Source organism: Pseudomonas coleopterorum, assembly GCF_900105555.1.
Lineage (GTDB): Bacteria > Pseudomonadota > Gammaproteobacteria > Pseudomonadales > Pseudomonadaceae > Aquipseudomonas > Aquipseudomonas coleopterorum.
Window position 1 is genome coordinate 3279921 of record NZ_FNTZ01000001.1, and the last position, 21896, is coordinate 3301816.

Here is a 21896-nt window from a genome sequence, read left to right on the forward strand (position 1 = left end):
TCGAATGGGTGTCAGTGGCTGGCTGCGGGCGGGGGCGTTGCAGGCGAGCGTTTGAGCATGATCAGGGCGGCGGCGAATGCGGCAAGGCTAGCCAAGGCAAACGTGCCGGTGGCGCCCAACGGTTGCCACAGGTAACCGGAATACAGTGCACCCAAAGCCCCACCGACACCGGCCAACGTTGCGTACAGGGCCTGCCCCTGCCCCTGTTGATGGATGCCGAAGCTGCGTTGCACGAAATGGATCGCCGCGGCATGGAAGCTGCCGAAGGTGGCCGCGTGCATGAGTTGGGCGAGCACCAGCAGCCACAGGTGTTCGGCGAAACTGCCCAGCAACAGCCAGCGCACCGCAGCCAACAGGAAACTGGCCACCAGTACGTGGCGCAGGGAAAATCGCCCCAGGATCCGGCTCATGGCCAGGAACATCAACACCTCGGCCACCACACCAACCGCCCACAGCATGCCGATCACCGCGCGGCTGTATCCCAACTGTTCAAGGTGCAGGGTCAGAAACGTGTAGTACGGACCATGGCTGAGCTGCATCAGCCCCACGCATCCGTAGAACGCCAGTACGCCAGGGCGAACCAGTTGCTTCATGAAACCGTCCCCCGGCGTCCGACGCGGGCCGTCGCCAACCGGCGCATCGGGCACCCAGGCACTGGCCGCAACGATCCCGGCCATGATCGCCAGCAGCGTATAGGGGTAGGCATCCAGACTCAGGCTTTCGAACACTCGGCCCAGGCCGACGACGGTGAGGATGAAGCCGATCGAGCCCCACAGGCGGATCTGGCTGTAGCGCGCCGTCTGGCCCTGCAGATGACCTAGGGTCAGGGTTTCGAACTGAGGCAGCACGGCGTGCCAGAAAAACGCGTGCAGCGCCATGACCAGCGCCAGCCAGGCGTAGCTGGTGTCCAGCAGGATCAGCGAGAAACTGGCCAGCGTACACACCGCGCCGATGCGCACGATGGCCAGTCGCCGACCGGTGTAGTCGCCCAGCCAGCCCCAGAGATTGGGCGCCACGCAACGCATGAGCATGGGAATCGCCACCAGCTCACCGATGCGCGCGCTGTCGAAGCCCAGGTGATGGAAATACAGCGCCAGGAACGGCGCCGTCGACCCCAGCAAGGCGAAGTAGAACAGGTAGAAGGTGGACAGTCGCCAATACGGGACTGCATGTCCCGCAGGCGACGGCACCGCGCTCAAAGCTGGCCCAGCACCGGGGTGTCGACCTTGACGTCGGCATTCTGCCCACGATGACGCAGCAGGTGGTCCATCAATACGATGGCCATCATGGCTTCGGCAATCGGCGTGGCGCGGATGCCTACGCACGGGTCATGGCGGCCCTTGGTGATGATGTCGGCCGGCTGGCCGTGGACATCGATCGAGCGACCCGGGGTGGTGATGCTCGACGTCGGCTTGAGGGCCAGATGAGCCACGATCGGCTGCCCCGAGGAAATACCGCCCAGCACCCCACCTGCGTGATTGCTGAGGAAGCCCTCGGGCGTCATCTCGTCGCGGTGCTCGGTGCCACGCTGGGCCACGCTGGCGAAACCGGCGCCGATTTCCACACCCTTGACCGCGTTGATGCTCATCAATGCATGGGCCAGATCAGCGTCCAGACGATCGAAAATCGGCTCGCCCAGGCCGGGCATGACGCCTTCGGCGACCACGGTGATCTTCGCGCCGACCGAGTCCTGGTCGCGGCGCAACTGGTCCATGTAGGCCTCAAGCTCCGGCACCTTGTCCGGGTCGGGGCTGAAAAAGGCGTTGTCTTCCACGCCGTCCCAGCTCTTGAAGGGAATCTGGATCGGGCCCAGCTGGCTCATGTAGCCACGAATCAGGATGCCCTGGGTGGCCAGGTACTTCTTGGCGATCGCCCCGGCCGCCACGCGCATGGCGGTTTCGCGCGCCGAGCTGCGGCCACCGCCGCGGTAGTCGCGCTCGCCGTACTTATGATGGTAGGTGTAGTCGGCATGGGCGGGACGGAACAGGTCCTTGATTGCCGAGTAATCCTTGGATTTCTGATCGGTGTTACGAATCAGCAGGCCGATGGAGGTACCGGTGGTCCGCCCTTCGAACACGCCGGAGAGGATCTCGACCTCGTCGGGCTCCTGGCGCTGGGTGGTGTGCCGGCTGGTGCCCGGCTTGCGGCGATCCAGGTCGCGCTGCAGGTCGTCCAGGGAGATCGCAAGGCCTGGCGGGCAGCCGTCGACGATGGCGACCAACGCCGGGCCATGGCTTTCGCCAGCGGTGGTGACAGTGAACAGCTTGCCGTAGGTATTGCCGGACATGCAGGGCGCTCCGCGAAATCAACCGAATCAGACAGGGCGCCAGTATACGCACGGTCGACGGCCAGTTCATCCCTGAACCTTAGCCAGACGCCCCAGTCCAAATCGCACTTCCCTGGATAGTGGCTCGATGATGTTGCAGATGATGTTCCGATTGCTTGCCGTGTTCCTGTTCGCCAGCAGCGCCGCGGCACTGGCCGCCACGCCCGACATCGCCAGGCGCCCGATCGAGTTGCAGACGGCTCAAGGCACGTTGTACGGCTCGCTGCTGGTGCCCCGCGCCGACCGGCCGGTCCCTGTTGTGCTGATGATTTCCGGCTCGGGCCCTACCGACCGTGACGGCAACAATCCCGAAGCCGGACGCAACGACAGTCTGAAGAAGCTTGCCTTGCTTCTGGCCCAGAACAACATCGCCAGTGTGCGCTACGACAAACGCGGTGTGGCGACCGGCCGCAAGGCCACGCCCGATGAACGCGACCTGAGCGTGGCGGGCTACGTCGACGATGCGGTGGCCTGGAGCGCGCAGCTCAAGCGCGATCCGCGTTTCGGCCCGCTGGTCATTCTTGGTCACAGCGAGGGTGCGCTGATCGCCACCCTGGCAGCCCAACGTGCCGGCGCCAATGCGGTGGTATCGCTGTCGGGCAGCGGCCGGCCCCTGGGTGAAGTGCTTCGCGAACAGATCGGCGAGCGTCTGCCGGCCGAACTGCAGCCGCGCAGTTATCAACTGATCGAGCGCCTGGAGGCAGGACAATACGACCCGGACGTACCCCAGCCCTTGCAGGTGCTGTTTCGCCCCAGCGTGCAGCCCTACCTGATTTCGCTGCTGCGCCAGGACCCTGCGCAAGCCTTCGCTGCATTGAAGATCCCGGCGCTGATCGTGCAGGGCAGCCACGACATCCAGGTGGGCGTCGGCGATGCACAGGCACTGCAGCGCGCCAAGCCCGATGCGCAGCTGGCGATCATTCCCGGCATGAACCATGTGCTGCGCATCGTGCCGATGGACCTGCCGTCCCAACTCAAGTCGTACCGTGACCACAATCGGCCGCTGGCAGCCGAACTGGGCCGCGTCGTCGTGCCTTTCATTCAGGGGCTTTGAGCGGCGCTCTGCGCCGAGCGCACTCAAGAGTGGGTCGAGGTAGCCGATACAAGCTGCGTGAAGAGGATCGCGCCATGACCGAACAAGACCCGCCAAACGCCGACATCGATAAACCCGCGCAGGTGCCGCGGCCATGGGCCGAGGTCACCGCCGAGCAGTTCAGGATGCTGCGCCTGGCGTCCCTGCCCGCCGACCGGGCGACCGGCCCACGCCCGCTGCGTTTCGTGCAGTTCGGCCTGGCCGAGCGCCACGACCCGGCCCTGAGCCTGCTGCGGTTGGACATCCAACTGCCAGGCCAGCGTGTGCGCAAGGAACAGAACCAGCTGGACGTATGGGTCGACCACCAGCTCAAGCAGGTCACTCTGGGCAGCGAAGCGGGTCTGCAACTGGAGCCGGTCAACCGCGGCCTGGGCCGTTTCGTCATGGCCCAGGCCACCGCCTGGCTGCAGCGTCACTGGCCGCACTACACCCTGCAGGGCGCAGCGCTGTCGAGCAAGGAAGCGCTGCAACCGGCAGGCCTGGATCGCCGCGATCACGCCCTGCGCACCCAAGGCCTGAACGTCGAGTACGCCGACGTGCAACGCCTCAAGGGGCGCTATCACCCCATTGCCGTCAGCCAGTTGCTGAGCACCTGGAATCCGGAAAAGGTCCAGGTGGTCGAGGTGCTGGCGGCCAGCGAGATGCTGCAGCTGGCCGAACAGCAGTTGCAGGAAATGGAGCTGAAACTGCACACCCAGCAGGAGCGGATCGGCAAGTACTCGCGCGAAGAAGGCGGCCTGCGCTTCACCATCGCCTGCCTGATCGCGTTCGCCGTGTTCCAGGCCGCGTTGCTGATCTGGATCGCCACTCACCGCTAGCATCAGCCGCAGTGAAGTGGGCGAACGCGATCAGATCCGCGAAACGAACAGCGCCTGGTGCTCGCGACACTGCTCGGCGCTGAGCATGAACACGCCATGCCCACCACGCTGGAACTCCAGCCAGGCGAAATCCACTTCCGGATAGAGCGCCTCGACGTGCACCTGGCTGTTGCCGACCTCGACGATCAACAGGCCTTTGTCGGTCAAATGATCCGCCGCCTCGGCCAGCATGCGTCGCACCAGGTTCAAGCCATCGTCGCCACAGGCCAGGCCCAGTTCCGGCTCGTGCTGATACTCGGCCGGCATGTCGGCGAAGTCTTCGGCATCGACGTAGGGCGGGTTGGACACGATCAGGTCGAACCGCTGCCCCGGCAAACCTTCGAAACCATCACCCTGGACGGTGTAGACGCGCTCTTCCTGACCGTGCCGCTCGATGTTCTGATTGGCCACTTCGAGCGCCTCGAAGGACAGGTCGGCGAGAATGACTTCAGCTTCCGGGAAGACATCGGCGCAGGCGATACCGATGCAGCCCGAACCGGTGCACATATCGAGGATCCGCGCCGGCGGCTGGCTCAGCCACGGCTCGAAGCCGTTTTCGATCAATTCGCCGATCGGTGAACGGGGCACCAGCACCCGTGTGTCGACGATGAACGACATGCCACAGAACCAGGCTTCGCCGATCAGGTAGGCGGCCGGCACGCGCTCTTCGATGCGCCGCTTGAGCAGGTGTTGCACACGTACGATCTCGTCCTCTTCCAGACGGCAGTCCAGGTAGCTGTCGGCGATTTCGTAGGGCAGGTTCAACGCGCCCAGCACCAGCAGGCGGGCCTCGTCCCAGGCGTTATCGGTGCCGTGGCCAAAGAACAGTTCTTCGCCATGAAAACGGCTGACGGCCCAACGGATGTGGTCGCGCACGGTGCGCAAGCGGGAAGTGATCACAAAAGCTCCTCGGTCGAATCAAGCCGGGATATTAACAGAGGGCCGCGGGCGATTTTCGCCATGTTCGCTCAATCCGATTCACAGAACGGCTCGAGCAGAGGACAATGCGGCAAAAGCCCTAGCCAAAGGAGCCCCCGATGTCCGTTCCAAAGACGATGTTCCAACTCAGCGGCCGCGGTTTCCCGCCCACGCGGATCGCCAACGCCAGCCTGATCATCATCGATGCACAGAAGGAATACCTCAGTGGCGACCTGGCCCTGTCGGGCATGGACGAGGCGCTGGCCAACATCGCCAAACTGGTGGCTGCGGCACGCGCAGCCAAGCGTCCTGTGGTGCACATCCGCCATCTGGGCACCGTGGGTGGGTTGTTCGACCCCCAGGGCGAGCGTGGCGAGTTCATCAAGGGCTTCGAACCCCAGGGCGACGAAGCGGTGGTCGAAAAGCGCATGCCCAATGCCTTCAACAACACCGGCCTGCACGAACTGCTGCAGAGCTACGGTCATCTGGACCTGATCGTCTGCGGCTTCATGAGCCACTCCAGCGTCAGCACCACGGTGCGCGCCTCGAAGGACTACGGCTATCGCTGCACGCTGGTGGCCGATGCCTGCGCCACCCGCGACCTGCCCCAGGGTGATGGCGTCCTGGCTGCGGCCAAGGTGCAGGAAGCCGAAATGGCCATCATGCGTGACAATTTCGCTGCGGTCGCCATGACCGGCGATCTGCTCTGACCTCCCAAGCCGGCCCGATCGCCATCGAGGAATCAATGAAGTCATCCCAGGGTTTCAATGCGCGCAGGCTCAGGAAGCGCAGTTCAGGTGGCTGGCGTTACCGTCTCGGCGCAGCGCTGGGTGCCGTGCTGTTGACCCTTGGCCTGCTGCTGGCCATGGCCGGCATCGCTACCTTGCTGGGGCATCCGCCCCAGGTGACCGGACTGGACACCACGACCACCGGCGCGGCCATCCTGGCGGGCATCGGCGTGCTGGTTCTGTATCTGGGCCTGTGGTTCTGGCGGCGCAGCCGCCGCGGGATGCGCCGCAGCCGTGAACTCGATCTGGCCCCGCATCTGATGAAAAAGCACGATTGAGTCGCGTAGACTAGCGCTCCCGTGGTGGAGGCCCTCATGCAAGACGACGAATTTTCCCTGTTCAAGGACCAGATGCGCGGCGTCAAGCCGATCCGGCACGACCGTGCCGACACCGGCAAGCCCAAGGCCGACAAGGCCAAGATGCAGGCGCTGCGTCAGGCTGCGACGGTGGGGACCCACGTCACGACCGTCGATGGCTTGTCCGATCAGTTCGTCATCGACGTCGGCCCCGAGGACGACCTGCACTGGGCCCGTGATGGCGTGCAGGAAAGCCAGATGCGCAAGCTCAAGGTCGGCCAGATTCCCTTCGAAGGCAGCCTGGACCTGCACGGCATGACCGTGGAAAAGGCTCGCGAAACCCTCTGGGCGTTCCTCGCCGAAGCCACCCGCTTCGAAATCCGCTGCGTGCGCGTGACCCACGGCAAGGCCGTGCGCCTGGACGGCAAGCGGCCAATGATCAAGAGCCACGTCAACACCTGGCTGCGCCAGCACCCGCAGGTGCTCGGCTTCACCTCCTGCCAGCCCCGCCACGGCGGCGCCGGCGCGGTTTACGTGATGCTCAAGCGCACCATGCTCGAAGGGCGTGACGAATAACGCCCCGCTTGCACCCGTGCGAGCGGAGCCGTACCCTTCGCGTCTGCGAAATATTTCCCCACAGGTTTGATCATGTCCCTGGAACAGAACTACACCGAGATCCTTGGCCAGCTGGGCGAGGACGTTACCCGCGAAGGCCTGCTCGACACGCCCAAACGCGCTGCCAAAGCCATGAAGTACCTATGCCGCGGGTACGAGCAGACCCTCGACGAGGTCACCAACGGAGCCCTGTTCAGCTCCGATGCGAGCGAGATGGTGATGGTCCGGGATATCGAGCTGTATTCGTTGTGCGAGCATCACCTGTTGCCGTTCATAGGGCGCGCCCATGTCGCCTATATCCCCAATGGCAAGGTGCTGGGGCTGTCCAAGGTCGCGCGGATCGTCGACATGTACGCCCGCCGCCTGCAGATCCAGGAGAACCTGGGCCGGCAGATCGCAGATGCGGTGCAGCAGGTCACCGGCGCGCTGGGTGTCGCGGTGGTCATCGAAGCCAAGCACATGTGCATGATGATGCGCGGCGTCGAGAAGCAGAACTCCTCGATGATCACCTCGGTGATGCTGGGCGAGTTCCGTGACAACGCGGCGACCCGCAGCGAGTTTCTCAGCCTGATCAAATAAGCCGCACCCCAATCTCGAGGACTGCCACATGTTGATGAAAGCCTTGCGTATCGGACTGGGCCAGGTAATCGTGGCGGGCGACCTGCTCACCCGTCCACCGCGGCGCAAGCGCACCGCCGAGGCCCAGGCCGAGGTGGACCGCGCAGCCAGCGGGCTGACGCTCTATCAGTTCCACGCCTGTCCATTCTGTGTGAAGACCCGCCGCACCCTGCACAAGCTCAACGTGCCGGCGAGCCTGCGCGATGCCAAGAACGACAGCGTGGCTCGGGAAACCCTGCTGGCCGAAGGCGGCAAGATCAAGGTCCCGTGCCTGCGCATCGAGGAAGCCGGCAAGGTCACTTGGATGTACGATTCCAAGGTGATCATCGATTACCTGAACGGGCGCTTCGCGGCAGCCTGATCGCTGTCGCCCAGCTGTATCGTCGATTGATCGCGCCGCTGTACCGCTGCTGGCCGGACACCTTGGCTTACCCTTGACCGACGCTGTTCAGGACAAGGATCCGACCGCCATGCCCAACCCCATCACCTCTGCCCCACTGCGCCCGCTGGCCGACACTGCTCCCTCTGCGGTGGTGGCCGGCTTCATCGCCATGATGACCGGCTACACCAGCTCCCTGGTGCTGATGTTCCAGGCGGGTCAGGCTGCCGGCTTGACGACCGCGCAGATATCCTCCTGGATCTGGGCCCTGTCGATCGGCATGGCAGTGTGCAGCATCGGCCTTTCCCTGCGTTACCGCACGCCCATCACGGTGGCCTGGTCGACGCCGGGCGCGGCCCTGTTGATCACCAGCCTGGGCGGCGTGAATTATGCCGAGGCCATCGGCGCGTTCATCACCTGTGCGGTGCTGGTCACGATCTGTGGCCTGACCGGCAGTTTCGAGCGCCTGCTCAAGCGCCTGCCGGCATCGCTGGCCGCCGCGCTGCTGGCCGGTATCCTGTTCAAGATCGGCAGCGAAATCTTCGTCGCCGCGCAACACCGCACCGCCCTGGTGCTGTGCATGTTCTTCACCTACCTGATCGTGAAGCGACTGTCGCCACGCTATGCGGTGCTGGCAGCGCTGGTCTTCGGTACGCTGGTGTCCGGGCTGCTCGGCCTGCTCGACTTCAGCCATTTCAGCCTGCAGGCGGCCCAACCTCAGTGGACCACCCCGTCCTTCTCCCTGGCCGCGACCATCAGTATCGGCATTCCGCTGTTCGTGGTTGCCATGACCTCGCAGAACATGCCCGGTATCGCCGTACTGCGCGCCGACGGTTACCAGGTGGCAGCCTCGCCGTTGATTTCAGTGACCGGCATCGCCTCGGTGCTGATGGCGCCATTCGGTTCCCACGGCGTCAATCTGGCTGCCATCAGTGCAGCTATCTGCACCGGCCCACAGGCTCACGAAGATCCAGCCAAGCGCTACACCGCGGCGGTCTGGTGCGGTGTGTTCTACGCCATTGCCGGCACATTCGGCGCCACGCTGGCCGCGCTGTTTGCCGCACTGCCCAAAGAGCTGGTGTTGTCGATCGCAGCGTTAGCGCTGTTCGGCTCGATCATCAACGGCCTGACTCAAGCCATGAGCGAGCCCAGGGAGCGCGAAGCGGCCCTGGTCACGTTCATGGTGACCGCGTCAGGGCTGACGCTGTTCTCGGTGGGCTCGGCGTTCTGGGGCATCATCGCCGGGGTCCTGACGCTGCTCATCCTCAATGCGCGCAAAGCCTGACACCTGAAGCATCATTAAAGGATTGTCATCAAGCCGAATGAACCGCACCTGCGGCGACGCTTTCACACCTGTAACTCCACATCACAGAGGACACAGGCATGAATCGTTTCCAGGACAAAGTCGTGATCGTCACCGGCGCGGGCTCCGGCATTGGCGCGGCCACCGCGCTGCGCTTCGCCAAGGAAGGTGCACGCGTCGTGTTAGTGGGGCGCAACGCTGAAAAGTTGGAAACCGTGGCCAAGGGCATCGGGCCCGGCCAGAGTCTGGTCGTCAGCGCCGATGTTTCGAAGTGGGAAGACGTGCAGCAGTTGGTCAAGCGTGCAGTCGAGCATTTTGGCCAACTGGACGTGCTGGTCAACAACGCTGGTGTGGCACCATCGGGCGCCTTGACCGAGGCCTCGCTGGACGACTGGCGCAGCGTGATGTCGATCGACGTGGACGGTGTGTTTTACGGTTGCCGCGCCGCCATGCCGCATTTGCTCAAGAGCGGCGGCAGCATCATCAACGTGTCGTCGGTATCGGGCCTGGGCGGCGACTGGGGCATGAGCTTCTACAACGCCGCCAAGGGTGCGGTCACGAACTTCACCCGCGCCCTGGCGCTTGAATACGGCGGCCAGGGTGTACGCGTGAATGCCGTATGCCCTGCCCTGACCAAGAGCGAGCTCACAGCAGGCATGGCCGACGACAAGGCCCTGATGGACAAATTCGCCGAGCGCATTCCCATGGGTCGCGCTGCCGAGGCCGAAGAAGTGGCAGACGTGATCGCCTTCCTGGCCAGCCACGACGCGCGTTTCGTCAACGGTGTGAACCTGCCCGTGGACGGCGGGCTGCACGCCTCCAACGGTCAGCCCAAGCAGGCCTGATCAGGCGTTGATCTGCGCCACGACGTCGGCCAGCGCCTGAGCGGGATCGGCGGCCTGGCTGATCGGACGGCCGATCACCAGGTAGTCGGAGCCAGCGTCCAGGGCCTGGCGAGGGGTCAGGATACGGCGCTGGTCATCCTGAGCACTGCCCGCTGGGCGAATGCCGGGAGTGACCAGCTGCAGAGCGGGATGCGCAGCCTTCAAGGCCTGGGCTTCCAGTGCCGAGCAGACCAGCCCGTCCATGCCGGCCTTCTGCGCCAGCGCCGCCAAACGCAGCACCTGCTCCTGTGGTTCGATGTCCAGGCCGATGGCAGCGAGGTCTTCACGCTCCATGCTGGTCAGCACGGTCACGCCGATCAGCAACGGCTTGGCACCGGAGCGCTGTTCCAGCACTTCGCGACACGCCGCCATCATGCGCAGGCCGCCAGAGCAATGCACGTTGACCATCCAGACACCCATTTCCGCCGCAGCCTTGACGGCCATGGCGGTGGTGTTGGGGATGTCGTGGAATTTCAAGTCCAGGAACACCTCGAAGCCCTTGTCATTCAAGGTTTCGACGATGCCCGACGCGCTGCTGGTGAACAGTTCCTTGCCCACCTTGACCCGGCACAACGTGGGATCCAGCTGATCGGCCAGCTTCAGAGCCGCCTCGCGGGTTGGGTAATCCAGGGCGACGATGATGGGAGTCTGGCAGGCGGACATGGCGGGCTCTCTGAAGGCGGGTCGAAATCGGCGCGCATTGTAGCGGATTTTGCTGGCTCAGGGGCGTTGCCACGATTGTCCACGTCGCCATCGGGCGGCGTCGCCACAGGGCAGGAACGGGCTATGATGGAACCACTGCGACACCCTGTCGCTCCAATCTCTACAAGCGCCGCGCATCTTCGGCGCACCGTTCAAGGAGTGTCCTCATGCCCTGGTATGCCTGGTTGATCTTGTTGGTGGCCATCGGCTCGATCGTCGGTGGATTGCTGGTGCTCAAGCAAAGCGCGCAGAAACTGCCGTTGACCGACGAGCAGCTCAAGAAGGTACACGAACGCAACGCCGAGATGGATGCCAAGGACGCACGAAACCGCTGACAGGTACTCAGCCCCCCGGGTGTCTCTGTGCTTCAGGGGGCTGGCCAGTCACTCTCATGGGTTATCCAACAAAAAGCTGCATGAGGCTGTGCATAAGCTGGGTGCAATACCCTGCAGGCCACGGCCCGCCAGCGTTTCCAGCCGTCGATTAAAAAACGAGCAGTTTCAAGGGGTTGTGCACATTCGACGTGCACCTGCCTGTGGATAAGCTTGGGAGAACACGCTGCAGGCCACGGGCCACACGGCCCAGCGAAACATGATCATTTTTTGATCAGCTATTTTCTCCGCCCCACCCATCCTTGGCTGCGCCCTTGATTGCCTTAAGCAGAATGGCGAACGCCGGATTGTCATTGCTCTCTCGCCAGATCAGGTGCAGTTCGCTCTGCACGCCCTCCCCCAGATCGATATCGCGGAACATCACATTCTTGAAGACCACGCTGGTGGCGCAGCGCGGCACCAACGCCACCCCCATGCCAGCGTTGACCAGCGCCAGGATGGTCAGCGACGACCCCAGCCACTGCACGTATTGCGGGGTCACCTGAGCCGAACGCAGCATGCCGGTGAGCAATTCGTTGAACGGTGGATAGGCGGCGTGCGAGTACATCAGGAAGGGTTCACCGTCCAGATCCTGCACACGTACCTGGGCTGCATTGGCCAGCCGATGGGTGGCCGGCGTTGCCAGCACGAATGGTTCGCGCACCAGGCATTCGGTGAGGTAACCACTGTCGAGCAACGGCGCGCGGGCGATGCCCAGATCGATACGCCGGGCACGCAAGGCCTCGTGCTGCTGGTAGGTGTTCATTTCCGACAGGTCAATCTTCACCTGCGGTTGCTTGAGCCGCGCTTCGGCGATGACCTTGGGCAGGAATTCGTACACCGCACTGCCGACGAAGGCGATGTTCACCGAGCCGATGTCGCCATCGGCGAAGCGGCGTGCCGACACCGCAGCTTGCTGGGCACGCTCCAGCAGATTCTGCGCCTCGATGAAAAAGGCCCGACCCGCCGCCGTCAACGCCACGCTGCGCGTGCTACGGGTGAACAGCTCGACGCCCAGATGATGCTCCAGCAGTTGGATCTGCCGACTTAGCGGCGGCTGCGTCATGTTGAGGCGCTCAGCAGCCCGGCGGAAGTTGAGTTCCGTGGCCACGGTGGTGAAGCAACGGAGCTGGCTGAGTTCGAACATTGATTCAACCTCGGTATCAATCAAGTGCCAACTTGAATTGGACTGAAACAATACCTCAAGTTCATGATCGAGCCCTCCAAAAAAAACAATGATCGGAGTGTCGCCCTTGAACGTTCAATCCGGTGCCGTCGACCCCAGCGTGCTCGCCAGCGCAGTGGCCAAGGTCAAGCGGCACGTACTGCCGCTGTTCGTCGTGATGTTCATCGTCAACTACATCGACCGGGTGAACATCGGTTTCGTCCGCACCCACATGGAAACCGACCTGGGCATCGGCGCTGCGGCCTATGGTCTGGGCGCTGGTTTGTTCTTCGTTGGCTACGCATTGTTCGAAGTGCCGTCCAACATGCTTCTGCAACGCTTCGGCGCCCGCGCCTGGCTGACCCGGATCATGTTCACCTGGGGCCTGGTGGCCATGGGCATGGCCTTCGTTCAAGGCGAGACCAGTTTCTATGTCATGCGCTTCCTGCTCGGCGTCACCGAGGCAGGCTTCTATCCCGGCGTGCTCTACTACTTCACCCAGTGGTTGCCTGCCAGCGAACGCGGCAAGGCCATGGCGATCTTCCTCAGCGGCTCGGCCATCGCCTCGATCATTTCCGGCCCCATCACCGGCGCCCTGCTGAGCGTGACCGGGCTGGGCCTGCATGGCTGGCAGTGGATGTTCCTGATCGAAGGCGGCGCATCGGTGGCGCTGTGCGGGTTCGTCTACTACTGGCTGCAATCGCACATCCATGAGGCCAAGTGGCTTACCCCTGCCGAGCAGACGACCCTGAGCGGGATGATCGCCGAGGAACAGCGCGCCCGTGAAGCCGAGCATGTGGTCAAGCCGTCGATCTTCAAGCTGCTCGCCGACACCCAGATCCTGGTGTTCTGCTTCATCTTCTTTTCGGTGGCGCTGACCATCTATGGCGCCACCTTCTGGCTGCCGAGCATGATCAAGAAGATGGGCAACGTCTCGGACTTCGAAGTGGGGCTGTTCAACTCCATCCCCTGGATCATCTCGATTGCCGCCATGTATGGCTTCGCAGCCCTCGCCGCCCGCTTCAAGCACCAGCAGGCGTGGGTGGCGACGACGCTGATCATCGCGGCCGGGGGGATGTTCATGTCGACCTATGGCGGCCCGGTGTTCGCCTTCGTCGCCATCTGCTTCGCTGCAGTGGGGTTCAAGGCGGCATCGGCGCTGTTCTGGCCTATCCCGCAGGCCTATCTGGACGCCCGGATCGCCGCCGCCGTCCTGGCGCTGATCAACTCGGTGGGCAACCTGGGCGGCTTCGTCGCGCCCACCGTATTCGGCTTTCTGGAAGAGAAGACCGGCTCGATCCAGGGCGGCCTTTACGGCCTGGCCGCGACCTCGGTGCTGGCCGCGATCGTGGTGTTCTTCGCCCGCACCCGGCCTCGCGGGCAGAAGCCCGATGACAAGCCACTGCAACCTGCCGCCGCGCACTGACCGCCGTGTACTAGAAAGGAATGGTCCGCGATAGCGGGCCTGCACCCCGAGGAGAAGCTTGTGAAGATCAAACGTGTCACCGTCACTCCCATCGCCTTCCGCGACCCGCCATTGCTCAACGCCAGCGGTATCCACGAACCCTATGCCTTGCGCTCGATCATCGAGGTGGAAAGCGACAACGGCTACGTCGGCCTGGGTGAAAGCTATGGCGATGCCCCGGCCTTGGCCATTCAGATGGCCATCAAGGATCAACTGCCCGGCCTGGATCCGTTCAACCTCAATGGCCTGCGCCAGATCGTCGCCAGCACCGTGGCCCGGCACAAGCCGGCCAGCGTGAGCGGTGCCGAACTGGCTCCCGGTTCACATGCCAGCAAGGCCGTGACCAATGCCTACTCGGCCTTCGAAGTGGCGCTGCTCGATCTTCAGGCGCGGTCGCTGAATCGGCCACTGGTCGACCTGCTCGGCGGTGCGGTGCGCGATGAAGTGCCTTTCAGCGCCTACCTGTTCTTCAAGTACGCCGAGCACGTCGATTCGCCCTACCCTGCTGACAACTGGGGCGAGGCGTTGAACGAGGAGCAGATCGTCGGCCAGGCCAGGCGCATGATCGAGCAGTACGGTTTCAAGAGCATCAAGCTCAAGGCCGGGACCTTGGAACCCGAGCGTGAAGTGGCCTGCATTCTGGCGCTGAAGAAGGCCTTTCCCAACCATCCGCTGCGCATCGACCCCAACGGCAACTGGTCGCTGGAGACGTCGATCAGGATGGCCGAATTGCTGGGAGACAGTCTCCAGTACTACGAGGACCCCTGCCCCGGCCTGGACGATATGGCCGAGTTGCACAAACGCACCGGGCTGCCGCTGGCCACCAACATGGTGGTGACCGACTTCGCCGAGTTCCGCCGCAGTGTCGAGCGCAACAGCGTGCAGATCGTGCTCGCCGATCACCACTACTGGGGCGGGCTGCGTGATACCCAGGTATTGGCGAGCATGTGCCAGACCTGGGGACTGGGGGTGTCGATGCACTCGAACTCGCACCTGGGTATCAGCTTGATGGCCATGGCGCATGTGGCCGCCTCGGTGCCGAATCTGGACTATGCCTGCGACACCCATTATCCGTGGCAGGAGCCGGACGAAGAGGTGATCAAGGGCGGCAAGCTGCCGATCGTCGATGGCTGCGTGAAGATCAACAAGACCCCTGGGTTGGGTCTGGAGCTGGATCGCGACCAGTTGGGCATGTTGCATGAGCAGTTCCTGCGCTGCGGGATTCGTTCACGGGACGACGTGCGGCAGATGGCTCGGTACAAGCCTGATTGGAAGGCGGTGAAGCCGCGGTTTTGAGGGTTTGATCCAAGGGCCTCTTCGCGGGTAGAACCCGCTCCCACAAGGACCGCGGTGCATGTGGGAGCGGGCTCTGCCCGCGAATGCTTATGTTTCACCTGCGGGAGCGGGGCGGGCGGCGAGCCCTCTGCTCGCGAATGCTTGCAGCGACTCGGAAATCCGTCCATGGCACCCTTGGATATTCGGATTCCCGAACGACCCTCTTATCCCTCTCCCTCCTCAAAAGTGCTGCCCGCCCCAGCCGACCTGGCTCTGAGCCACATCCCCCGCCTTGGCATGACTCATGCTCTACACTCTTCAACGAAACCGGCGCATACCAGCCGCCGAGCTTCGCCGTACCCCGAGGGCCTGCGGGCTCGATAAAAAAAACAAAGTCGAGGATTCACTGATGCGCATCGTTCCAAAACTCCTGAGCGCCGCCATTGCCGCCGCTCTGATCAGTACTCCAGCGTTGGCCGCCGAACTCACCGGCACCCTGAAGAAAATCAAGGATTCGGGCACCATCACCCTCGGTCACCGCGACGCCTCGATCCCCTTCTCGTACATTGCCGATGCGTCCGGCAAGCCGGTCGGCTACTCCCATGACATCCAGCTCAAGGTGGTCGAGGCCCTGAAAAAAGACCTCGACATGCCGGACCTGAAGGTCAAGTACAACCTGGTGACCTCGCAGACCCGTATCCCGCTGGTGCAGAACGGCACCATCGACCTGGAGTGCGGCTCCACCACCAACAACGCCGAACGCGCCCAGCAAGTGGATTTCTCCGTCGGCATCTTCGAGATCGGCACCCGTCTGCTGAGCAAGAAAGATTCGTCCTACAAGGATTTCGACGACCTGAAAGGCAAGAACGTCGTCACCACCGCCGGTACCACCTCCGAGCGCATCCTCAAGTCGATGAACGCCGACAAGCAGATGGGAATGAACATCGTCTCGGCGAAAGACCACGGCGAGTCCTTCCAGATGCTCGAATCGGGCCGCGCCGTCGCCTTCATGATGGACGACGCCCTGCTCGCCGGCGAAATGGCCAAGGCCAAGAAGCCGACCGACTGGGAAGTCACCGGTACCCCGCAGTCCTATGAAATCTACGGCTGCATGGTGCGCAAAGGCGACGAGCCGTTCAAGAAAGCCGTGGACGATGCCATCAAGGCAACCTTCGCCTCGGGCGACATCAACGGCATCTACGACAAGTGGTTCAACCAGCCGATCCCGCCAAAAGGCCTGAACCTGGGCTTCCCCATGAGCAACGAGCTCAAGGCGTTGATCGCCAACCCCAACGACAAGCCGGCTCCCGACAAGAAGTCGTAAGCACCACCCTGATTTCACCCGAACGCCGCCCGGCGCTCGGGTGAAAGCCTGTGCCCGTGAATCAATTTCCGAGGGGTATTCCCCATGAATTACAACTGGGACTGGAGCGTCTTCTTCAAGTCCACTGGCGTCGGCAGCGAGATCTACCTGGATTGGTACATCTCCGGCCTGGGCTGGACCATCGCCATTGCCGTGGTCGCCTGGATCATCGCCCTGCTGCTGGGCTCGGTACTGGGTGTCATGCGCACCGTGCCGAGCCGCTGGGTCTCGGGTATCGCGACCTGCTACGTCGAGCTGTTCCGCAACGTGCCGCTGCTGGTGCAGCTGTTCATCTGGTATTTCCTGGTACCCGACCTGCTGCCCGAAGGCATGCAGGAGTGGTACAAGCAGGACCTCAATCCGACCACCTCGGCGTTCCTGAGCGTGGTGGTCTGCCTGGGCCTGTTCACCGCTGCGCGGGTCTGCGAGCAGGTGCGTACCGGTATCCAGGCGTTGCCGCGCGGCCAGGAATCGGCCGCCCGAGCGATGGGTTTCAGCCTGTCGCAGATCTACTGGAACGTGCTGCTGCCCCAGGCCTACCGCATCATCATTCCGCCGCTCACCTCTGAGTTCCTCAACGTGTTCAAGAACTCGTCGGTGGCCTCGTTGATCGGCCTGATGGAGCTGCTGGCGCAAACCAAGCAGACCGCGGAGTTCTCGGCCAATCTGTTCGAGGCTTTCACCCTGGCCACGCTGATCTACTTCACCCTGAACATGAGCCTGATGCTGTTGATGCGGGTGTTCGAGCGCAAGCTCGCCGTGCCTGGGCTGATCTCCCTGGGAGGTAAATGATGGACTTCAGTGGAATCATTCCAGCCCTGCCGGGCATGTGGAACGGCATGGTCATGACCTTGCAGCTGATGGTGCTGGGCGTCATCGGCGGCATTGCGCTGGGCACCGTGCTGGCCCTGATGCGGCTGTCGTCGAACAAGCTGCTGTCGCGCTTCGCCGGCGCCTACGTCAACTATTTCCGCTCCATTCCGCTGCTGCTGGTGATCACCTGGTTCTACCTGGCGGTTCCTTTCGTGCTGCGCTGGATCACCGGCGAAGACACGCCGGTGGGCGCCTTCACCTCGTGCCTCGTGGCCTTCATGATGTTCGAGGCCGCGTACTTCTGTGAAATCGTGCGCGCCGGTGTGCAGTCCATTTCCAAGGGCCAGATGGGCGCGGCGCAAGCGCTGGGCATGAACTACGGTCAGACCATGCGCCTGATCATCCTGCCCCAGGCGTTTCGCAAGATGACCCCGCTGCTGTTGCAGCAAAGCATCATCCTGTTCCAGGACACCTCGCTGGTCTACACCGTCGGCCTGGTGGACTTCCTCAACTCGGCGCGTGCCAGCGGCGACATCATCGGTCGGGCCAACGAGTTCCTGATCTTCGCCGGCGTGGTGTACTTCGTCATCAGTTTCAGCGCCTCCCTTCTGGTCAAGCGTCTGCAAAAAAGGTTAGCCGTATGATCTCCATCAAGAACATCAACAAGTGGTATGGCGACTTCCAGGTGCTCACCGATTGCAGCACCGAGGTCAAGAAAGGCGAAGTGGTCGTGGTGTGCGGGCCATCGGGTTCGGGCAAGTCGACCCTGATCAAGTGCGTGAATGCCCTGGAGCCTTTCCAGAAGGGCGACATCGTGGTCGACGGCACCTCCATCGCCGACCCCAAGACCAACCTGCCCAAGCTGCGCTCGCGGGTGGGCATGGTGTTCCAGCATTTCGAGCTGTTTCCGCACCTGACCATCACCGAAAACCTGACCATCGCGCAGATCAAGGTGCTGGGCCGCAGCAAGGAAGAGGCCACGAAAAAGGGCCTGCAACTGCTCGAACGCGTCGGCTTGTCGGCCCACGCGCACAAGCACCCTGGCCAGCTGTCCGGTGGCCAGCAGCAGCGTGTGGCGATCGCCCGTGCGCTGGCGATGGATCCGGTGGTCATGCTGTTCGACGAGCCGACTTCGGCGCTCGACCCGGAAATGGTCAACGAAGTGCTCGACGTGATGGTGCAACTGGCCCACGAAGGCATGACCATGATGTGCGTGACCCACGAGATGGGCTTCGCGCGCAAGGTTGCCAACCGGGTGATCTTCATGGACCAGGGACAGATCGTCGAAGACTGCCCCAAGGAAGAGTTCTTCGGCGATGTCAGCGCGCGCTCCGACCGCGCTCAGCAATTCCTCGCCAAGATCCTGCAGCACTGATGACCGGCCGTCCCGCGCCCGCGCTGTCGGGCGCGGGACGCTGGCTGCTTGAAGGCGACTGTGATGAAATGCCTGCCCGCCACAAAGCCTGACCTGATCGTGAAGCCCCGCCTGATTCGCCAACTGTTCCTGCCGCCCCTGATCCTGCTGTTGACGCTGGGCCTGGGCTACGTGGGCTTTCTGGTGAGTGAGCACAACAGTATTCGTGCCTTGTCCGAGAACGGCGAGCGGCAGCTCGAACTGCACGCGCGTGCGGTCGAAAGCGAAATCACCAAGTACACCTACCTGCCCAGCCTGCTGGAGCTCGAAGACAGCGTCTCGACCCTGCTCAACGACCCCGACGGCGAACATCGCCAAGCGGTCAACGACTACCTGGAAGGCCTGAACCGGCGCAGCCGCAGCCGCGCCATCTATGTGCTCGACACCACCGGCCGCGTGCAGGCCACCAGCAACTGGCGCGATGCCGACAGCTTTCTCGGCGAAGACCTGTCCTTCCGCGGTTACTTCCAGGCGGCCATTCGAGGCCAGCCGGGTCGCTTCTACGGCATCGGCAGCACCACTGGCGAGCCTGGCTATTTCCTCGCCCATGGCCTGGAGGAACACGGCAAGCTGATCGGCGTGGCAGTCATCAAGGTGCGCCTGGAGGCGCTGGAGGAACGCTGGCAGAAAGCTCGGCTGGAAGCCTTCGTCAGCGACGAGAACGGCATCATCATCCTGTCCAGCGATCCGGCACGGCGGTTGAAGTCGATACGCCCGCTGACCCCGGAAATCAAGGAGCGCCTGGCGCGCAGCCTGCAGTATTACTGGTGGCCGCTCAACGAGCTCGAACCCCTCGCCCGCCAGAGCCTGGCCGATGGCGTGGAGCTGCTGACCTTCGCCACGCACACCGACAAGCCGGGCAAGGACATCAACGTCACCTACCTGTCGCAGTCGCGGCGCCTGGCCGATACACCCTGGCGTTTCACGCTGCTCACGTCCCTGCAGGACCTGCGCCACGAAGCCATCGTCCAGGGCGTGCTAGTGGCCGTGGCGTTTGCCTTGCTGGCCTTCCTGCTGATCGCCTGGAACGAACGACGCAAGGTGCTGGCCACCCGCCTGGCCGCTCGTGAGGCATTGGAACAGGCCAACAGTCACCTGGAGCGCCGCATCGCCGAGCGAACCCAGGACCTGCGCGCCAGCAACGAACGGCTCAAGGGCCAGATCCGTGAACGCCGTCAGGCCGAGGAAACCCTGCGCAAGGCCCAGGATGAACTGGTCCAGGCAGGCAAGCTGGCGGCCATCGGGCAGATGTCGACCAGCATCGCCCACGAGCTCAACCAGCCGCTGGCAGCGCTGCGCACCTTGTCGGGCAATACCGTGCGCTTCCTGGAGCGCGGAGCGCTGGACACGGCCAGCACCAACCTGAGCACCATGAACGAACTGATCGATCGCATGGGCCGCATCACCGCCAGCCTGCGCTCCTTCGCTCGGCGTGGCGACGACAAGGGTCAGGCCAGCCTGGGCAAGGCCCTGGACGGTGCGCTGCAGGTGCTGGCCAGCCGCATCGAGGCCAGCCATCTGAGCGTGCAACGCACGTGCGCCGAGCTGCAACTGGCCATCGACCAGACCCGTCTCGAGCAGATTCTGGTCAACCTGATCGGCAACGCGCTGGATGCCACCGCCGGCGCATCGGAACCGACGCTGTGGCTGGACGGCCGCATGGAGGGTGAGCGCTACGCCCTGCGCGTGCGCGACAACGGCCACGGCATCGATGTGGAGACCCGCAAGCACCTGTTCGAACCGTTCTTCACCACCAAGCCCGGCGATCACGGCCTGGGCCTTGGCCTGACCCTGTCGGCCAGCCTGGCGGCGGCCGCCGGTGGCAACCTGGCCGTCGAGCATCCCGCCGACGGTGGCACCACTTTCATTCTCAGCCTGCCGCTTGCGGCAGCGTCGCCCAGCGAGTCGCCATGAACGCCTTGACCGTCCTGATCGTCGAAGACGACCCCCATGTACTGCTCGGCTGCCAGCAGGCCCTGGCGCTGGAAGACATTCCCAGCCAGGGCGTGGCCAGTGCCGAGGCCGCGCTGGCGTGCATCGGCGACGACTTCGCCGGCATCGTCGTCAGCGATATCCGCCTGCCCGGCATGGACGGCCTGGAACTGCTGAGCCAACTCAAGGCGCGTGACCCCAGCCTGCCGGTGGTGCTGATCACCGGCCATGGCGACATCTCCATGGCCGTGGGTGCCATGCGCAGCGGCGCCTACGACTTCATGGAAAAGCCCTTCTCGCCCGAACGTCTGGTGGACGTGGTCCGCCGCGCGCTGGAGCAGCGCGGCCTGGCCCGCGAGGTCAGCTCCTTGCGTCGGCAACTGGCCGAGCGCAGCTCCCTGGAGGGTCGCATCATCGGTCGCTCGCCGGCCATGCAGAACCTGCGCGAACTGATCGCCAATGTCGCCGACACTTCGGCCAACGTGCTGATCGAAGGCGAAACCGGCACTGGCAAGGAGCTGGTCGCCCGCTGCCTGCACGACTTCAGCCGCCGTCAGCCACAGCCGTTCGTGGCGCTCAACTGCGGCGGGCTGCCGGAACAGTTGTTCGAAAGCGAGATTTTCGGTCACGAGGCAAATGCCTTCACCGGTGCCGGCAAGCGCCGCATCGGCAAGATCGAACACGCCGACCAGGGCACCCTGTTCCTCGACGAAGTGGAAAGCATGCCCATCCCCTTGCAGATCAAGCTGCTGCGGGTGCTGCAGGAGCGCACCCTGGAACGCCTGGGTTCGAACCAGAGCATTGCTGTGGATTGCCGCCTGATCGCTGCCACCAAATCGGATCTGGACGCGTTGAGCCGGCAGAACCAGTTTCGCAGCGATCTGTATTACCGCCTCAACGTGGTCACGCTGGAGTTGCCGCCGCTGCGCGAGCGCCGTGAAGACATTCTCGAGCTGTTCCAGCACTTCCTGCAGCTGGCTGCGCTGCGCTTCGACCGCGAGCCGCCGGAACTCGATGCGCAGACGGTGTCGCGCCTGATGAGCCACGACTGGCCCGGCAACGTCCGCGAACTGCGCAACGTGGCCGAGCGTTATGCGTTGGGCCTGCCGGCCTTCAAGAAGAACGATGCGGCCAGCGTGGTCAGCCTGGGCTTTTCCGAAGCGGTGGAGGCGTTCGAGCGCAACTTGCTGACCGAGGCTCTGCAGCGAACGGCGGGCAACCTCAGCCAGGCCAGCCAGGAGCTGGGCATGGCCAAGACCACCCTGTTCGACAAGGTCAAGAAGTACGGATTGAACTGATATATGGGGTTGGCTTGCGGG

The 21896-nt window shown here is 63.6% G+C and carries 23 protein-coding genes; 18 read left to right on the forward strand and 5 right to left on the reverse strand.

The window, feature by feature from the left end:
* Positions 1-11: 11 nt before the first annotated feature.
* Positions 12-1190, reverse strand: a complete 1179-nt coding sequence (locus BLV18_RS14635; protein WP_090362308.1) for an MFS transporter — start codon at positions 1188-1190, stop codon at positions 12-14.
* 5 nt (positions 1191-1195) lie between these two features.
* Positions 1196-2287: a chorismate synthase gene (gene aroC / locus BLV18_RS14640; protein WP_056843750.1), complete on the reverse strand. Its 1092-nt coding sequence runs from the start codon at positions 2285-2287 to the stop codon at positions 1196-1198.
* Between the two features lie 127 nt (positions 2288-2414).
* Between aroC and BLV18_RS14645 the strand changes: the two genes are divergently transcribed.
* Together BLV18_RS14645 and BLV18_RS14650 are read left to right on the forward strand one after the other, a co-directional pair.
* A complete protein-coding gene (locus tag BLV18_RS14645) occupies positions 2415-3380 on the forward strand; it encodes an alpha/beta hydrolase (protein WP_236707091.1) in 966 nt (321 codons plus the stop codon).
* A gap of 74 nt (positions 3381-3454) precedes the next feature.
* Positions 3455-4237 (forward strand): hypothetical protein, encoded by a 783-nt coding sequence (locus BLV18_RS14650; protein WP_090359530.1) that lies wholly within the window; start codon positions 3455-3457, stop codon positions 4235-4237.
* A 30-nt stretch (positions 4238-4267) separates the two neighbouring features.
* On the opposite strand, the gene prmB is transcribed toward BLV18_RS14650, so the two are convergent.
* The gene (prmB, locus tag BLV18_RS14655; protein WP_090359532.1) at positions 4268-5176 is read right to left on the reverse strand and encodes a 50S ribosomal protein L3 N(5)-glutamine methyltransferase; all 909 of its coding nucleotides are present in this window, start codon (positions 5174-5176) and stop codon (positions 4268-4270) included.
* 137 nt (positions 5177-5313) lie between these two features.
* Here prmB and BLV18_RS14660 point away from each other — a divergent pair, with 137 nt between their 5' ends.
* The 7 genes from BLV18_RS14660 (at position 5314) to budC (ending at position 10038) form a co-directional block, all read left to right on the forward strand.
* Positions 5314-5904, forward strand: a complete 591-nt coding sequence (locus BLV18_RS14660; RefSeq protein WP_090359534.1) for a cysteine hydrolase family protein — start codon at positions 5314-5316, stop codon at positions 5902-5904.
* A 35-nt stretch (positions 5905-5939) separates the two neighbouring features.
* Positions 5940-6260 carry a hypothetical protein gene (locus BLV18_RS14665; RefSeq protein WP_049862133.1) on the forward strand — a complete coding sequence of 107 codons (321 nt, stop codon included), beginning with the start codon at positions 5940-5942 and terminating at the stop codon, positions 6258-6260.
* Positions 6261-6296: 36 nt separating this feature from the next.
* Positions 6297-6854: a Smr/MutS family protein gene (locus BLV18_RS14670; protein ID WP_090359536.1), complete on the forward strand. Its 558-nt coding sequence runs from the start codon at positions 6297-6299 to the stop codon at positions 6852-6854.
* A 72-nt stretch (positions 6855-6926) separates the two neighbouring features.
* Positions 6927-7472, forward strand: a complete 546-nt coding sequence (gene folE / locus BLV18_RS14675) for a GTP cyclohydrolase I FolE (protein ID WP_043185450.1) — start codon at positions 6927-6929, stop codon at positions 7470-7472.
* 28 nt (positions 7473-7500) lie between these two features.
* Positions 7501-7872, forward strand: a complete 372-nt coding sequence (locus BLV18_RS14680) for a glutaredoxin (RefSeq protein ID WP_090359538.1) — start codon at positions 7501-7503, stop codon at positions 7870-7872.
* A gap of 109 nt (positions 7873-7981) precedes the next feature.
* Positions 7982-9175: a benzoate/H(+) symporter BenE family transporter gene (locus tag BLV18_RS14685; protein ID WP_090359541.1), complete on the forward strand. Its 1194-nt coding sequence runs from the start codon at positions 7982-7984 to the stop codon at positions 9173-9175.
* A 98-nt stretch (positions 9176-9273) separates the two neighbouring features.
* A complete protein-coding gene (gene budC, locus BLV18_RS14690) occupies positions 9274-10038 on the forward strand; it encodes a meso-2,3-butanediol dehydrogenase (RefSeq protein ID WP_056843758.1) in 765 nt (254 codons plus the stop codon).
* On the opposite strand, the gene pyrF is transcribed toward budC, so the two are convergent.
* Positions 10039-10740, reverse strand: coding sequence for an orotidine-5'-phosphate decarboxylase (gene pyrF / locus BLV18_RS14695; RefSeq protein ID WP_049862138.1), 702 nt, complete (start codon positions 10738-10740; stop codon positions 10039-10041). It abuts the gene before it with no gap.
* Positions 10741-10946: 206 nt separating this feature from the next.
* Between pyrF and BLV18_RS14700 the strand changes: the two genes are divergently transcribed.
* On the forward strand, positions 10947-11114 hold the full coding sequence (locus BLV18_RS14700; protein WP_082223724.1) for a DUF2897 family protein: 168 nt from the start codon (positions 10947-10949) through the stop codon (positions 11112-11114).
* A gap of 271 nt (positions 11115-11385) precedes the next feature.
* On the opposite strand, the gene BLV18_RS14705 is transcribed toward BLV18_RS14700, so the two are convergent.
* Complete coding sequence (locus BLV18_RS14705; protein ID WP_090359543.1) at positions 11386-12297, reverse strand: LysR family transcriptional regulator; 912 nt, start codon at positions 12295-12297, stop codon at positions 11386-11388.
* Between the two features lie 139 nt (positions 12298-12436).
* Here BLV18_RS14705 and BLV18_RS14710 point away from each other — a divergent pair, with 139 nt between their 5' ends.
* The 8 genes from BLV18_RS14710 to aauR all read left to right on the forward strand — a co-directional run bounded on the left by BLV18_RS14710 (position 12437) and on the right by aauR (position 21875).
* Positions 12437-13741, forward strand: coding sequence for an MFS transporter (locus BLV18_RS14710; RefSeq protein WP_208598892.1), 1305 nt, complete (start codon positions 12437-12439; stop codon positions 13739-13741).
* A gap of 60 nt (positions 13742-13801) precedes the next feature.
* The gene (locus BLV18_RS14715) at positions 13802-15076 is read left to right on the forward strand and encodes a glucarate dehydratase family protein (RefSeq protein ID WP_090359546.1); all 1275 of its coding nucleotides are present in this window, start codon (positions 13802-13804) and stop codon (positions 15074-15076) included.
* 388 nt (positions 15077-15464) lie between these two features.
* Positions 15465-16379, forward strand: a complete 915-nt coding sequence (locus tag BLV18_RS14720; RefSeq protein ID WP_090359549.1) for a glutamate/aspartate ABC transporter substrate-binding protein — start codon at positions 15465-15467, stop codon at positions 16377-16379.
* A gap of 84 nt (positions 16380-16463) precedes the next feature.
* Complete coding sequence (locus tag BLV18_RS14725; protein WP_049862143.1) at positions 16464-17210, forward strand: amino acid ABC transporter permease; 747 nt, start codon at positions 16464-16466, stop codon at positions 17208-17210.
* Entirely contained in the window at positions 17207-17875 is a 669-nt protein-coding gene (locus BLV18_RS14730) for an amino acid ABC transporter permease (RefSeq protein WP_049862144.1), read from the forward strand. Before BLV18_RS14725 ends, BLV18_RS14730 begins: the two co-directional genes overlap by 4 nt.
* Positions 17872-18606: an amino acid ABC transporter ATP-binding protein gene (locus tag BLV18_RS14735; RefSeq protein WP_043185416.1), complete on the forward strand. Its 735-nt coding sequence runs from the start codon at positions 17872-17874 to the stop codon at positions 18604-18606. Before BLV18_RS14730 ends, BLV18_RS14735 begins: the two co-directional genes overlap by 4 nt.
* Before the next feature lie 63 nt (positions 18607-18669).
* Positions 18670-20559 carry a two-component sensor histidine kinase AauS gene (gene aauS, locus BLV18_RS14740; RefSeq protein WP_090359552.1) on the forward strand — a complete coding sequence of 630 codons (1890 nt, stop codon included), beginning with the start codon at positions 18670-18672 and terminating at the stop codon, positions 20557-20559.
* Complete coding sequence (gene aauR / locus BLV18_RS14745) at positions 20556-21875, forward strand: two-component response regulator AauR (RefSeq protein ID WP_090359554.1); 1320 nt, start codon at positions 20556-20558, stop codon at positions 21873-21875. Before aauS ends, aauR begins: the two co-directional genes overlap by 4 nt.
* The last annotated feature ends 21 nt before the right edge of the window (positions 21876-21896 follow it).

Coding starts and splice junctions, on each gene's coding strand:
- BLV18_RS14660 (WP_090359534.1), top strand. CDS start 5,314: ATGTCCGTTCCAAAGACGATGTTCCAACTCAGCGGCCGCGGTTTCCCG.
- BLV18_RS14680 (WP_090359538.1), top strand. CDS start 7,501: ATGTTGATGAAAGCCTTGCGTATCGGACTGGGCCAGGTAATCGTGGCG.
- BLV18_RS14705 (WP_090359543.1), bottom strand. CDS start 12,297: ATGTTCGAACTCAGCCAGCTCCGTTGCTTCACCACCGTGGCCACGGAA.
- BLV18_RS14725 (WP_049862143.1), top strand. CDS start 16,464: ATGAATTACAACTGGGACTGGAGCGTCTTCTTCAAGTCCACTGGCGTC.
- budC (WP_056843758.1), top strand. CDS start 9,274: ATGAATCGTTTCCAGGACAAAGTCGTGATCGTCACCGGCGCGGGCTCC.
- BLV18_RS14730 (WP_049862144.1), top strand. CDS start 17,207: ATGATGGACTTCAGTGGAATCATTCCAGCCCTGCCGGGCATGTGGAAC.
- BLV18_RS14645 (WP_236707091.1), top strand. CDS start 2,415: ATGATGTTGCAGATGATGTTCCGATTGCTTGCCGTGTTCCTGTTCGCC.
- BLV18_RS14735 (WP_043185416.1), top strand. CDS start 17,872: ATGATCTCCATCAAGAACATCAACAAGTGGTATGGCGACTTCCAGGTG.
- BLV18_RS14670 (WP_090359536.1), top strand. CDS start 6,297: ATGCAAGACGACGAATTTTCCCTGTTCAAGGACCAGATGCGCGGCGTC.
- BLV18_RS14650 (WP_090359530.1), top strand. CDS start 3,455: ATGACCGAACAAGACCCGCCAAACGCCGACATCGATAAACCCGCGCAG.
- pyrF (WP_049862138.1), bottom strand. CDS start 10,740: ATGTCCGCCTGCCAGACTCCCATCATCGTCGCCCTGGATTACCCAACC.
- aauS (WP_090359552.1), top strand. CDS start 18,670: ATGAAATGCCTGCCCGCCACAAAGCCTGACCTGATCGTGAAGCCCCGC.
- BLV18_RS14700 (WP_082223724.1), top strand. CDS start 10,947: ATGCCCTGGTATGCCTGGTTGATCTTGTTGGTGGCCATCGGCTCGATC.
- aroC (WP_056843750.1), bottom strand. CDS start 2,287: ATGTCCGGCAATACCTACGGCAAGCTGTTCACTGTCACCACCGCTGGC.
- BLV18_RS14685 (WP_090359541.1), top strand. CDS start 7,982: ATGCCCAACCCCATCACCTCTGCCCCACTGCGCCCGCTGGCCGACACT.
- BLV18_RS14720 (WP_090359549.1), top strand. CDS start 15,465: ATGCGCATCGTTCCAAAACTCCTGAGCGCCGCCATTGCCGCCGCTCTG.
- BLV18_RS14665 (WP_049862133.1), top strand. CDS start 5,940: ATGAAGTCATCCCAGGGTTTCAATGCGCGCAGGCTCAGGAAGCGCAGT.
- folE (WP_043185450.1), top strand. CDS start 6,927: ATGTCCCTGGAACAGAACTACACCGAGATCCTTGGCCAGCTGGGCGAG.
- aauR (WP_090359554.1), top strand. CDS start 20,556: ATGAACGCCTTGACCGTCCTGATCGTCGAAGACGACCCCCATGTACTG.